General features: G+C 64.1%; 10 protein-coding genes. All 10 read left to right on the top strand.

The window, feature by feature from the left end; genetic code table 11:
• The first annotated feature begins 70 nt into the window (after positions 1 to 70).
• The 10 genes from rsmH to murC all read left to right on the top strand — a co-directional run bounded on the left by rsmH (position 71) and on the right by murC (position 13,749).
• Complete coding sequence (gene rsmH, locus M1L53_RS15825; protein WP_007730079.1) at positions 71 to 1,084, top strand: 16S rRNA (cytosine(1402)-N(4))-methyltransferase RsmH; 1,014 nt, start codon at positions 71 to 73, stop codon at positions 1,082 to 1,084.
• Positions 1,081 to 1,725, top strand: a complete 645-nt coding sequence (locus M1L53_RS15820) for a hypothetical protein (RefSeq protein ID WP_003941715.1) — start codon at positions 1,081 to 1,083, stop codon at positions 1,723 to 1,725. Before rsmH ends, M1L53_RS15820 begins: the two co-directional genes overlap by 4 nt.
• Positions 1,722 to 3,596, top strand: coding sequence for a penicillin-binding protein 2 (locus M1L53_RS15815; RefSeq protein ID WP_003941764.1), 1,875 nt, complete (start codon positions 1,722 to 1,724; stop codon positions 3,594 to 3,596). The genes M1L53_RS15820 and M1L53_RS15815 overlap by 4 nt, the downstream gene beginning before the upstream one ends.
• A 199-nt stretch (positions 3,597 to 3,795) precedes the next feature.
• Positions 3,796 to 5,430, top strand: a complete 1,635-nt coding sequence (locus tag M1L53_RS15810; RefSeq protein ID WP_042921840.1) for a UDP-N-acetylmuramoyl-L-alanyl-D-glutamate--2,6-diaminopimelate ligase — start codon at positions 3,796 to 3,798, stop codon at positions 5,428 to 5,430.
• Entirely contained in the window at positions 5,427 to 6,995 is a 1,569-nt protein-coding gene (murF, locus tag M1L53_RS15805; protein ID WP_054187274.1) for a UDP-N-acetylmuramoyl-tripeptide--D-alanyl-D-alanine ligase, read from the top strand. Before M1L53_RS15810 ends, murF begins: the two co-directional genes overlap by 4 nt.
• Positions 6,992 to 8,074, top strand: coding sequence for a phospho-N-acetylmuramoyl-pentapeptide-transferase (gene mraY / locus M1L53_RS15800; protein WP_003941699.1), 1,083 nt, complete (start codon positions 6,992 to 6,994; stop codon positions 8,072 to 8,074). The genes murF and mraY overlap by 4 nt, the downstream gene beginning before the upstream one ends.
• A gap of 5 nt (positions 8,075 to 8,079) precedes the next feature.
• Positions 8,080 to 9,603: a UDP-N-acetylmuramoyl-L-alanine--D-glutamate ligase gene (murD, locus tag M1L53_RS15795; RefSeq protein ID WP_047270101.1), complete on the top strand. Its 1,524-nt coding sequence runs from the start codon at positions 8,080 to 8,082 to the stop codon at positions 9,601 to 9,603.
• Complete coding sequence (ftsW, locus tag M1L53_RS15790) at positions 9,600 to 11,078, top strand: putative lipid II flippase FtsW (RefSeq protein ID WP_007730088.1); 1,479 nt, start codon at positions 9,600 to 9,602, stop codon at positions 11,076 to 11,078. The genes murD and ftsW overlap by 4 nt, the downstream gene beginning before the upstream one ends.
• Positions 11,075 to 12,244, top strand: a complete 1,170-nt coding sequence (gene murG / locus M1L53_RS15785) for an undecaprenyldiphospho-muramoylpentapeptide beta-N-acetylglucosaminyltransferase (protein ID WP_003941767.1) — start codon at positions 11,075 to 11,077, stop codon at positions 12,242 to 12,244. The genes ftsW and murG overlap by 4 nt, the downstream gene beginning before the upstream one ends.
• Entirely contained in the window at positions 12,241 to 13,749 is a 1,509-nt protein-coding gene (gene murC / locus M1L53_RS15780; protein ID WP_030537033.1) for a UDP-N-acetylmuramate--L-alanine ligase, read from the top strand. Before murG ends, murC begins: the two co-directional genes overlap by 4 nt.
• Positions 13,750 to 13,808: the final 59 nt, after the last annotated feature.

Here is a 13,808-nt window from a genome sequence, read left to right as displayed (position 1 = left end):
CGCCTTCTCGGAAAGTCAGCACCTTTTCGAAAAGTCATCGGAAATCATGAAAGTAGGAGCCGGAGCAATCATGGTGGATCACGAGGTGAACGAACCCTCGGATGCCGATGGCTTCGCGCACGTCCCTGTACTTCTGCACCGCGCCGACGATCTTCTCGGCCCTGCCATCACCGCCGTCGGTGACGGTGGAGCGGGCGCATACATGATCGATGCGACGTTGGGGCTCGGTGGCCACTCCGAATTCTTCCTGGGCAAGTACCCGGGCCTTCACCTCATCGGTCTCGATCGCGACACCAACGCACTCCGGATCGCTTCCGAGCGTCTGGCGCCATTCGCGGACCGAACGACGTTCGTGCACACCACGTATGACGGGATCGAGGACGCGCTCGAACAGGCAGGTCTGCCGTCGACGGAGTCGGTTCACGCGATCCTTTTCGATCTGGGTGTGTCGTCGATGCAGTTGGACGAAGCCGACCGAGGTTTTGCGTACTCGATCGACGCTCCTCTCGACATGCGGATGGATCAGACGGTCGGGCTGACCGCGGCAGAGGTCCTGAACACTTACAGTCACGGCGACCTTGCTCGCATTCTGAGCACGTACGGCGAAGAACGGTTCGCGGGAAAGATTGCGTCCGAGATCCTTCGGCAGCGTGAGCGTGAACCCTTCACCACCAGTGCAGCTCTGGTCGAATTGCTGTACCGAACAATCCCGGCAGCCACGCGGCGTACGGGGGGACACCCGGCCAAGCGCACCTTCCAAGCGCTGCGGATCGAAGTCAATGCCGAGTTGGATTCGCTTCGTGCAGCCGTTCCTGCCGGGCTCGACGCACTGGCAGTCGGTGGGCGAGTGGTGTTCATGTCCTACCAGTCGCTCGAGGATCGAGTTGTGAAGGCGGAGTTGGTTCCCCGCTCGAAGTCCACCAGTCCTGAAGGACTACCGGTCGAGTTGCCGGGTATGGGACCGGAGTTCCGCATTCTCACCCGTGGCGCAGAACGTGCGTCAGAGCAGGAAATCGAAGAGAACCCACGATCAGCTCCGGTGCGTTTGCGTGCCGCAGAACGCATTTCCAGGAGGCGGGCATGAGTCGTCAGGGCAAATCCGGTGCAGCGCAACGTGCATACGACAAGCGCACCGCACGGGCGGCAGGCCGGACCGGAACTGTCGCTGCTGCCGGCCCGTCTATCTCTCCTCGGGCGATGCTCAAGGGGAGAGTGCCGTTCGTGGCCTCCGTCATCGGACTTCTGTCCATCGGTCTCGCGGTGACTCTGCTGCTGACCACTCGCGCTGCCGAGGATTCGTACCAACTCAGTGATGCACGTGCATACAACCAGTCTTTGGTCGAGCAGAAAGCAGCGCTCGAACGTGACTTCCAGTCGCGTAACTCGGCTCCGGAGTTGGCAAATCAGGCAAGCGCTCTCGGCATGGTCCCCGCCAAGGACCCAGCACGACTGGTAGTTCATCCGGACGGTTCGGTCGAGGTCGTCGGAACGCCGACTCCCGCGACTGCCGGAGCTATGCCGCCGCTCGATGCGCCCACATCGGTGCCCGCACCGACTGCGACACCCCCGCGCACCACAACGCCGGTTGCTCCCGGAGCCACGCCGAGCGTTCCGAATAACACGCGAAACCTCGCGCAGAGTGAACAATTGGTTCCTGTGATCCCCACGACGACAGCACCCGCCACCACGACGGCGGTGCCTGCTCCGCCTGAGGAACGTCGGTGAGTCAGAACTCCCGTAACAACCCCGGTCGGCGTCCGCGCCGCTCGGCCACCGCCTCATTTCCGTTTCGTCAGCGAGTCGGTCGTATCACCATGTGTGGTGCGCTCGCCGTTGCGGCATTGCAGCTCTTGTGGATTCAGGGAATCGACGCGCCGAGTCTGGCTGCGGAATCTGCCAATCAACGAACCACGACCCAGGTCGATCCGGCTGTACGTGGCTCGATAACCGATCGCAACGGAAACCCCCTCGCCTTCACCATGGAAGCCAAGGCGCTGACTTTCCAGCCGGTGCGGGTACGCAAGGAACTCGAGGAAGCGCGCGCCAAGAGCATCGAGCAGGGCGCCGAGGGTGACAAGCAGGCGCCGGAAGTGAGCGATCGCCTCGCCGAGATCGCCGCCGGAATCCACGCCAAGCTCGGCGATACCGTTCCGGAAAAAGATCTGCTTCAGAAGATGAACAGCAACGAGACTTTCACGTACCTCGCGCGCAGCGTGGATCCGGCGGTTGCTGCCGAGATCTCGGACAAGTTCCGGGAGGTCGGCCTCGAGCGTCAGGACATCCGCGAGTACCCCGGTGGCTCTCTGGCCGCGAATCTCGTCGGCGCGACCGGCTGGGACGGGCACGGTTTGCTCGGTCTCGAAGATTCGATGGACTCCACGCTCGCCGGAACCGATGGATCCGAAACGTATGACCGCGGTTCCGACGGCGCTGTGATCCCCGGTAGCTGGCGTGACAAGCAACCGGCAGTCAACGGTTCGGGTGTCGAGCTGACCATCGATTCGGACCTCCAGTTCTACGTTCAGCAGCAGGTCCAGATCGCCAAGGACAAGTCGGGCGCGAAGAACGCTTCGGTTGTGGTCATGGACTCCAAGACGGGACAGGTGTTGGCCATGTCCAACGACAGCACCTTCAACCCCGCAATCGGCATCGACAAGAACGCGCCGACAGCCGAAATGGGCAATCCGTCGGTCAGTACGCCGTTCGAGCCCGGATCGGTGAACAAGATCGTCACCGCAGCAGCGGCCATCGAGGACGGTAAGACAACTCCGGACGAAGTTCTGCAGGTCCCGGGCAGCATCACGATGTCCGGTGCCACAGTCAAGGACGCGTGGGATCACGGTGTGGCCCCGTACACCTCTACCGGTGTATTCGGAAAGTCCTCGAACGTCGGCACCTTGATGCTCGCTCAGCGAGTGGGCGAGGATCGCTACGCAGACATGCTGAACAGGTTCGGCCTCGGACAACGCACCGACGTCGGACTTCCCGGCGAGAGCGCGGGCAGCGTTCCGAGTCGCGACCAGTGGTCCGGCGGAACCTTCGCGAACCTGCCGATCGGGCAGGGTCTCTCGATGACAACCTTGCAGATGACCGGGATGTACCAGGCCATTGCCAACGACGGCGTGCGAATTCCTCCGCGGATCGTGAAGTCGACTGTCGACTCTTCCGGCACGCGGACCGAGACGCCGCAGCCCGAGGGCGTCGAGGTGGTCAGCGCCCAGACAGCGGCGACTGTTCGGGACATGTTCCGGTCGGTCACTCAGGAAGACACCGGCAACCAACGAGGAACCGGTGTTGCCGCGGGCGTCGAGGGATACCAGGTCAGTGGAAAGACCGGGACCGCGCAGCAGGTGGATCCCGCGTGCAAGTGCTACTCCAACTCCAACTACTGGATCACCTTCGCGGGAATCGCGCCTGCGGACAATCCTCGATTCGTGATCGGAATCATGCTCGACGCACCGGTTCGCGGCGTGGACGGCGGCGGCGGTCAGTCGGCGGCACCGTTGTTCCACAACATCGCGTCGTGGATGCTCCAGCGTGACAGTGTCCCGATGTCGCCGGACCCCGGTCGCAAGTTGGTGTTGCAGGCGGACTGATTGCGGTGTGTCGGTTTCGACACGGTCTTCGGGTGAATCCCGGACACGGTAATCTCAAACGTCGCAGTAACCTCATTCATCGCAGTGCGCCGAACTTTGCTTGCGTTGCGACCGCCATAGACAACGACCGCCATAGACAACGACCGCCATAGACAACGACCGCGATAGAACAACGACAATTGCCAGGAGTCGAGTGACAGTGCCGAATCGTTTGCAATCGTCGAACTCGGACGGCGCTCCCGGGACGCGTCCGACACAACCGGTTGCTACCGCGATCACGGCGCTCTCCGAACTGTCCGGGGCTCGCCTCGAATGGGTGGGGCAACCGGGATCACAGTCCTCGGAGGTCGTCGTCAAGGGCGTCGACCTGCGTGCGCAGGGAATCGTGACCGATGACCTCTTCGCCGCTCTGCCCGGTGCACGGACCCATGGCGCTCAGTTCGCCGTCGACGCTCTGGGGCGTGGTGCGACCGCGATCTTGACCGACGAGGCCGGCCTCGAACTGATCGAGGCCGCGGACAAGGCGCCTGACCGGTCCGTCCCAGTTCTCGTTCATCCGAACCCGCGGGATGTGCTCGGTGAGATCTCCGCGGAAATCTACGGCCGGCCCTCGGAGAAGATGCAGGTCGTCGGCATTACCGGTACATCGGGCAAGACCACGACGTCGTACTTGCTCGAAGCTGCGATTGCCGGAGCCGGCCGCAAGCCCGGCCTGGTCGGGACCATCGAGACTCGAATCGACGGCCGCCGGGTGCCCAGCGCTCTGACCACGCCGGAAGCTCCGCAACTGCATGCTCTGTTCGCCGTGATGGCAGAGCAGGGGATCGATACCGTCGTCATGGAGGTCTCCAGTCACGCTCTTGCTCTCGGACGCGTCGACGGCATCCGCTTCGACATCGGCGCGTTCACCAATCTTTCGCAGGACCACCTGGATTTCCATCGCGACTTCGAGGAGTACTTCCAGGCCAAGGCGCGGTTGTTCGATCCCGAGTCGACGGTGCGAGCCGAGCATGCCGTCGTCTGCGTCGACGACGTGTGGGGTCGACGGATGGCCGAGTTGGCCGCGACCGACGAGAGCGACGCGGTGACCACGGTCTCGACCTCGACGGCCGAGGCCGAGTGGACGGTCGGCGCAGTCGAGGTTGCCGAGGACGGCTCGCAGACCTTCGAGTTGGTCGGGCCGGACGGACAGTCGTGGCCAGTCTCACTTCGTCTCCCCGGGCGATACAACGTGGCCAACGCTGCGCTGGCGTTGACCGTCAGTTTTGCTGCGGGACTCGACCCGGACGCGGCTGTTCGAGCGCTCGGGACCGTGGACGTCCCGGGGCGAGTTCAGCGGATCGACCGGGGGCAGAGCTTTCTCGCCGTGGTCGACTACGCCCACAAGCCGGCAGCGCTCGAAGCCGTGATCGCCACGCTGCGCAACCAGGTTCCCGGCCGAGTGGCCGTGGTGGTCGGTGCGGGCGGTGACCGCGACGCCGGCAAACGGGCACTCATGGGTGAAGCGGGTGCGCGAGGCGCAGACCTGCTGATCGTCACCGACGACAACCCACGCACCGAGGATCCGGCGAAGATTCGCGCTTCGGTGATGCAAGGCGCCATGGACGTGCCCGAATCCGAACGCGGCGAGGTTCGCGAAGTGGGGGACCGGGCCGCCGCGATCGAGCAAGCAGTCCGGTGGGCACAGCCAGGAGATGTCGTCCTGGTGGCAGGCAAAGGCCACGAAGTAGGTCAAGAAATCGACGGGGTCAAACACCCGTTTGACGACCGCGAGGTGTTGGGCGAAATGATCGGCCGATTCGCGATCAACACAGCACATGGAGGCAAGCAATGATCCCGATGACGCTCTCTCGGATCGCCGAGATCGTCGGAGGAACCCTGCACGACGTCGACGATTCGTCGACGCAGGTGACTGGAACCGTCGAATTCGATTCGCGCAAAGTAGCTCCAGGTGGGCTCTTCCTCGCCCTACCCGGAGCGCGTGTCGACGGTCATGATCACGCGGAAGCGGCGGTGGCAGCGGGCGCTGTGGCGGTGCTCGCGGCGCGGCCGGTCGGAGTTCCGGCAATTGTCGTTCCATCGGTGCCGAACGACGGTCCCAGTGCAGTGATGCTGCTCGAACACGACACCGACGGGTCCGGAGCCGCGGTCCTGCATGCCCTCGGCCTTCTGGCCCGAGCAGTCGTCGACGAACTGGCAACTGATGGCACACCGGCCGATGGTGGACTGACGCTGGTCGGTGTCACTGGTTCTGCCGGCAAGACCTCGACCAAGGATCTGATAGCAGCGCTGCTGCGCGAGTGCGGCGAGGTGGTTGCGCCCCCCGGGTCGTTCAACAACGAATTGGGTCTGCCGTGGACAGTGCTCCGCGCCGACGAGAAGACCCGCTTCCTCGTTCTCGAGATGTCGGCCCGTGGGGTCGGTCATGTCGGCGAACTGACGAAGATCGCGCCGCCGAAGATCGGCGTAGTTCTCAATGTGGGCACTGCCCATCTCGGTGAGTTCGGTTCGCGTGAAGCGATCGCGGTCGCCAAAGGTGAACTGGTGGAAGCACTCCCGTCGGCAGCCGACGGTGGAGTTGCGGTCCTCAACGCCGACGACCGCATGGTCGCCGCAATGGCGAGTCGAACCAAGGCCCGGATCGTATTCGTCGGCCAGTCGGAAGACTGCGACGTTCGGGCGACCGACGTGGTTGTCGACGACCAGGCCAGGGCTTCCTTCACACTGAACTGTTCACAGGGTTCTGCACGTATTCGCCTGGCCGTTCACGGCGAACACCACGTGAGCAACGCCCTGGCCGCGGCGGCCGTCGCACTCGAGAACGGCCTCGCGGTTGCAGACATCGCACGTGTCCTCGAGGGCACGAAGGCAGCGTCCGCGAGGCGGATGGAAGTCACCGAGCGCGCCGACGGCGTCACCGTCGTCAACGACAGTTACAACGCCAATCCCGATTCCATGCGCGCCGCCCTCAAAGCGTTGGTGTCCATGGCGCGATCGGATCGGCACTTCGGTCGCCGTAGCTGGGCTGTGCTCGGAGAGATGGGTGAGCTCGGACCGGAATCAGTTGTCGAGCACGACGCGATCGGTCGCCTGGCCGTCAGACTCGATGTCAGCAAGTTGATCGTCGTCGGAACGGGCCGCACCTCGCGTGCGATGCATCAAGGTGCGGTGATGGAGGGGTCGTGGGGTGACGAGTCCGTCGTCGTGCCCGACGCAGCTGCGGCAATCGCCATTCTCGAAGCGGAACTCGAACCGGGCGATCTCGTCCTGGTGAAGGCGTCCAAGTCGGTTGAACTGTGGACGGTCGCCGAAGCGATACTGGCTGCAACGCCCAACACCGACAGCGAGAACACCGGTGACGCGAACACCGATGGCGAGAACGGCGGGGATTCGCAGTGATCCAGATTCTTCTCGCCGCAGGCATCGCGCTGGCGGTCTCCATCATGCTCACGCCGATCCTGATCAAGGCGTTCTCGAAACAAGGTTTCGGGCAGGAGATCCGAACCGAAGGTCCAGCCAGTCACCAGGCCAAGCGCGGCACTCCCACGATGGGCGGCGTCGCGATCCTGACCGGAATCTGGGCCGGCTATCTCGGCTCACACCTCATCGGTCTCGGCATGGACAACGCGGAGGGGCCATCGGCGTCCGGCCTACTCGTTCTCGGTCTGACCACCGCGCTCGGTGGAGTCGGTTTCCTCGACGACTTCATCAAGATCCGCAAGCAGCGCAATCTGGGACTGAACAAGACAGCGAAGCTGGTCGGCCAGTTCGTCGCTGCCATTGCCTTCGGAATCCTGGCCCTTCAGTTCCGCGGTGACGACGGGCTGACTCCGGGCAGTGTTCATCTGTCGTACGTGCGCGACATCGCCACCGTCTCACTCGGGTCCGTGGTCTTCATCGCCTTCTGCTACCTACTGGTCAGCGCCTGGTCCAATGCCGTCAACCTGACCGACGGCCTCGACGGATTGGCCGCCGGTGCGATGAGTTTCGTTCTCGGCGCCTACGTCATCATCACGTTCTGGCAGTTCCGCTACTCGTGCGAGACGAATCCCGGCAAGGGTTGCTACGACGTCCGAGACCCACTCGACCTCGCGGTGCTCTGCGCGGCCGGCGCCGGCGCGTGCATCGGATTCCTCTGGTGGAATGCCGCACCCGCCAAGATCTTCATGGGCGACACCGGTTCACTTGCCCTCGGCGGCATGCTCGCCGGATTGTCGATCACCACCAGCACGGAACTGTTGATGGTTGTCATCGGTGCACTGTTCGTCGCGGAGGCCGCGTCGGTGGTGATCCAGGTAGCGGTGTTCCGGTCCAGCCGACGGCGGGTGTTCCGAATGGCGCCGTTCCATCACCACTTCGAACTCGCCGGGTGGGCTGAAACCACAGTCATCATCAGATTCTGGTTGCTGGCGGCTATTGCGTCGGCTATCGGATTGGCACTCTTCTACAGCGAATACCTCGCAGCGCTCGGAGGCTGAAAACCATGACCAGCTCAGCGGATTCCGAGAACGACCTGTCCTGGCTCCGCGGTACGCGAGTGCTGGTCGCCGGTGGGCGGGTGTCCGGTCAAGCGACCATCGAACCTCTCGTCGCCCTCGGTGCTGTCGTGACGGTTGCCGATTCGACCTTGGACTTCGCGGAGCGCTGCGCGGAGCTCGGCGCGGACATGGTGACCACCACCTCGATCGAGGATGCCCCGGATTCGATCACCGAGTACGGGCTCGTAGTCACCAGTCCGGGCTTTCGGCCGGATGCACCGATCCTTGCAGCCGCCGCCGGTCACGGGATTCCCATCTGGGGAGACGTCGAGTTCTCCTGGCGCGTCGACCACAGCGGGCACTTCGGCACACCCCGTAAATGGCTCGTCGTGACGGGGACGAACGGAAAGACCACGACGACGTCGATGCTGGCCTCGATTCTCGACGCCGCCGGAGTTGTCGGCCGAGCCTGCGGAAACATCGGGCTGCCGATACTCGACGCACTCGCCGAGACGTCGCCGCGCGTGGAGTACCTCGCTGTCGAACTGTCGTCCTTCCAATTGCACTGGGCGCCTTCGGTGCGTCCGGATGCCGGCGTGGTCCTCAACGTCGCCGAGGATCACCTCGACTGGCACGGCGGAATGAGCGCGTACGCCGAGGCCAAGTCGCGGGCGCTGAGCGGAAAGGTCGCGGTGGTCGGCCTCGATGACGCGATCGCTTCCGAACTGGGAACTCGCGCAACTGCAGACATTGTCACCGGGTTCAGATTGGGTGAACCGGGCGAAGGAGAACTGGGTGTCGAAGCGGGACACCTCGTGGACAACGCATTCGGCGATCACGTCCGCTTGGCCGAAGCAGCGTCGATAGATCCCGCCGGCCCGGCAGGCGTCATGGACGCGCTGGCCGCCGCCGCCTTGGCGCGGGCACTCGGATTCGAGGCAGACGTCGTCGAACGCGGTCTGGCCGCACACAAGGTCGGCCCACACCGAGGGGCGCTGGTCGGCCGTGTCGGGTCCGTTGTGTACATCGACGACTCCAAGGCCACCAATCCGCACGCAGCCAGACCGTCGATACTCGCGCACGATCGCGTCGTCTGGGTTGCAGGCGGTCTGCTCAAGGGAGCCAGCGTCGACCAATTGGTGAGCGAAGTCGGCCCTCGACTCTCCGGCGCTGTCCTTCTCGGGCGTGACGCTGGTGTGATCGAGGACGCGCTCGCGCGACACGCGCCCGATGTTCCCGTGGTGCACGTGATGTCGGGGGACGATGCAGTTGTGAGCGAAAACAGCAGCAACTCGACTCTCACCATCCGGCTGCCGTCGGGTGCCGACGCGGATGCCGTCATGGCCGCAGTGGTAGTCGAAGCTGCCGAGTTGGCGTCCCCTGGTGATGCAGTTGTACTCGCCCCGGCCGCCGCGTCCTTGGACATGTTCGCCAGCTACGGACATCGTGGTGACAGCTTCGCCGCCGCCGTAGCCGCATTACCCGATCCGTTCACCGATTCGCCTGGCCAAGCCGGGAACTTGCTATGACCAAGGGTCCCAAGACCCGAATCGGTGCCTGGTTGGCGCGGCCGTTGGCGTCGTTCCACCTGGTGGTGACGATTGCCACGATGTTGACTGTCTTGGGGCTCGTGATGGTTCTGTCGGCGTCGAGCGTCGAGCAGTACGTGTCCGGTGGCTCGGCGTATTCGTTGTTCACCCAGCAGTTGATCTTCGCGATTCTCGGAGCTGTGCTCTTCTACGTCGCGCTGCGGATCCCGGCGAGAGTGCTCCGGCAGTATTCGTTTCCGCTGTTCGTCGTCGTGCTGATCATGCTGGTACTCGTCCTGATTCCGGGAATCGGCACAGAAGCGCAGGGCGCGCGTCGCTGGTTCAACGTCGGCGGGTTCTCGGTGCAGCCCTCGGAAATCATGAAGGTCGCGTTGGCGATCTGGGGCGCCCATCTGTTGGCTTCGCGGCGGCCGGACGACCGATCCGTGAAGTCGATCCTGATTCCGCTCGTGCCCGCAGCAATGCTGGTCTTCGCGCTGGTCGTCGCGCAACCGAACCTCAGTACGACCATCGCATTGGGAATCATCGTCGGGGCCCTGCTGTGGTTCGGTGGGCTGCCACTGAAGCTCTTCGGCTCGATCGCGGTGACGGGCGTCGTCGTGGCGGGCGTGCTGGCGATGACGGCCGGTTATCGTTCCGATCGAGTTCAAGCCTTCTTCAACAAGAGCGACGACCTGCAGGGCAACAACTATCAGGCCAAGCAGGCTTTGTATTCGCTCGCCGACGGGGGCCTTTTCGGACGCGGACTCGGTCAGAGCGTCGCCAAGTGGAACTACCTACCCAACGCGCACAACGACTTCATCTTCGCGATCATCGGCGAAGAGTTGGGATTTGTCGGCTGCGCAGTGGTGATCGGTTTGTTCGCTGTATTCGTCTACACGGGATTGCGGATCGCAGCCCGCAGCATCGATCCGTTCTGGCGGCTCCTGTCGGCCACTGCAACTACCTGGATCGTCGGCCAGGCAATGATCAACATCGGTTACGTCATCGGACTGCTGCCGGTGACCGGACTCCAGTTGCCCTTGGTCTCCGCCGGCGGTTCGTCCTTGGCGATCACATTGTTCATGTTCGGTGTCATCGCCAATGCAGCGCGCCACGAGCCCGAAGCAGTTGCCGCTCTGAACTCCGGGCAGGACGGCAAGATCTCGAAGTTGCTCAGACTGCCGAAGCCCGTGCTGTACCACCCGCCGTCAGGGGGCCGGCCGATCCGTCGACCGAAGCCCGCACGGCAGATCGAACCGGCACGCGGACGCGACGGCCGGCGCGCGATCGAGACGGGCGATCGACGCAAGCGGGCAGATCAAGGTGCTCGCCCTTCCTCGGATTCCAACCGAGGTGCGGCCGCTGGGTCACGGAAGCGCACCGCGGGAGGGCAGAATGGTCAGCGTCGGCAGGCGCCGACACGTAGGGCACAAGATCCACGAGAAGTTCGAGAGCGAGGAATTCGTAGGTGAGCGGCAACAAATCGGCTCTGTCGGTAGTGGTGGCAGGGGGAGGCACGGCTGGTCACATCGAACCCGCACTTGCTGTCGCGGACGCGGTCAAGGCCGCTGCGCCCGACACCAGAATCACTGCGCTCGGGACGGCGCGTGGTCTCGAAACCACCTTGGTGCCGGCTCGCGGGTACACGCTCGAGCTCATTCCCCCGGTTCCGCTTCCTCGTAAGCCCACGATGGATCTCGTCAAACTGCCGACACGCATCCTCGCCTCGGTGCGCAAGACCCGTGAGGTACTCGATTCCGTCGACGCCGACGTGATCGTCGGTTTCGGTGGTTACGTCGCGCTTCCGGCGTATCTTGCCGCACGTGGCGGTGTTCTTCGGCGCCGCCGCAAGATTCCGATCGTCATCCACGAGGCGAACGCCAGTGCCGGTATCGCGAACAAGATCGGTGCTCGCCTGGCGACGCGGGTGCTTGCCGCTGTTCCGGGTTCCGGAGTGAAGAACCGCGGCGATCAGGACGCCGAGATCGTCGGCATCCCGGTTCGCGCGTCGATCGCCAATTTCGATCGAGCGGGACTCCGCTCGCAAGCTCGCGAGTACTTCGGACTACCTCAGGACGGTCCCGTTCTGCTCGTCTTCGGCGGATCGCAAGGCGCGAAGTCGCTCAACGACGCGGTGTCCGGAGCAGCGGAAGAACTGGCGAAGGCCGGGATCTCGGTCCTTCACGCACACGGACCCAAGAACTCCCTCGAGGTCACGCAGTACTCGGAGACGGCGCCGTATGTGGCTGTTCCTTATCTTTCGCGGATGGATCTCGCGTATGCCGCAGCCGACGCGACGATCTGTCGTTCGGGCGCGATGACGGTCGCCGAGGTCTCGGCGGTCGGGCTACCGGCCGTCTACGTTCCGTTGCCGCACGGCAATGGTGAGCAGGAACTCAACGCGAAACCCGTTGTCGCAGCGGGCGGTGCGATCATCGTCTCCGACAACGAGCTCACGCCGACGTTCGTCGCCGGTACCGTCGTCCCGATGCTGAGCGACAGCGCGCGCCTCGACAAGATGAGCAGTGGCGCTGCCAACGTCGGGCACCGCACCGCGGCAACCGAGATCGCACGGATCGTGCTCGACATCGCGGCAAAGGAAAACGCCGTCCAGGAAAACGCAAGGGGAAACCGATGACCGCGCTGCCCGCCCACCTCGAGCGAGTACACATGGTCGGAATCGGCGGTGCCGGTATGTCCGGCATCGCTCGAATTCTGCTTTCCCGCGGGGGCCTCGTCTCGGGTTCGGACGCCAAGGAGAGCCGAGGAGTCCTGGCGCTCCGTGCACGCGGGGCGCAGGTCCGGATCGGCCACGACGCCGATGCTCTCGACCTGCTGCCGGGTGGTCCGACCGTCGTCGTCACGACGCACGCGGCTATCCCGAAGGACAACCCGGAACTCGTCGAGGCCGCTCGCCGCGGAATCCCGGTGATTCTTCGTCCGGCTGTCCTTGCATCACTGATGCAGGGCAATCGCACGTTCCTGGTTTCGGGTACACACGGCAAGACGTCGACAACGTCGATGCTCGTGGTCGCCCTGCAGCACTGTGGTTTCGACCCTTCGTTCGCCGTTGGCGGCGAACTCAACGAAGCGGGAACGAATGCCCATCACGGCAGCGGTGACGTCTTTGTCGCGGAGGCGGACGAGAGTGACGGGTCGCTGCTGCAGTACGACCCCAACGTGATCGTCGTGACCAACATCGAGGCCGATCACCTCGACTATTTCGGGAGTGTCGAAGCGTATGTGAAGGTGTTCGACGATTTTGTCGACAAGTTGCGTCCGGGTGGGCTCTTGATTGCTTGCCTCGACGACCCGGGATCGGCGGATCTCGCGAAGCGAATCGTGGCCTCGGGCCGTTCGGACATCCGGGTACTCGGTTACGGATCGGCAGACGCGCAGGAAGTGGAGGCGGGCACCGCCTTCGAGCCTGTCGACGGTGTCGAGGTCGGAGTCCGACTACTGGGCTTCCATGCGCACGACGTCGGGGGAGTCCTGCAGTTCCACCTGGCGGGCGAGAGCGCCGCGCGAACCGTGCGGATGGCAGTGCCGGGTCGTCACATGGCGCTCAACGCACTTGCGGCTCTACTGGCTGCCCGTGACGCCGGCGCCGAGACGGAGGAGATCGTCGAGGGGCTCGCCGGATTCGGTGGCGTACACCGCCGGTTCCAGTTCACCGGCCGCGAGCGTGGTGTCCGGGTGTTCGACGACTACGCCCACCATCCGACCGAAGTTCGTGCGGTTCTCGGCGCGGCGGCGGATCTGGTTCGACCGGAGGACGATTCGTCGTCGACCAATTCGGCAGCCGGACGCGTGATCGTGGTCTTCCAACCTCATCTCTATTCACGCACCGCCGCGTTTGCCGAGGAGTTCGCGCAGGCGCTGGACTTGGCCGACGAGGTTGTCGTTCTCGATGTCTACGGCGCTCGCGAAGAGCCGATGCCGGGCGTCAGTGGTGCGCTGGTCGCTCAGTCGGTCACGAAACCTGTTCACTATCAACCGGATCTGTCACAGGCGCCGAAGCAGGTGGCGGCGTTGGCTCACCCCGGCGACATCGTCATCACGATGGGTGCCGGTGACGTGACCATGCTCGGCAAACAGATCCTCGATGCTTTGCGTTCGGCGCCGCATCCCGCGCCGCGATGACACCCGACGCACGAAGTCGGCGCGGGCGTCGAGATCCTCGAGCCAGACAAGCCACCAGT

It is taken from the genome of Rhodococcus sp. T9N, assembly GCF_024436645.1.
Lineage (GTDB): Bacteria > Actinomycetota > Actinomycetes > Mycobacteriales > Mycobacteriaceae > Rhodococcus_F > Rhodococcus_F qingshengii.
This window is presented reverse-complemented; position numbering and strand designations above follow the sequence as displayed.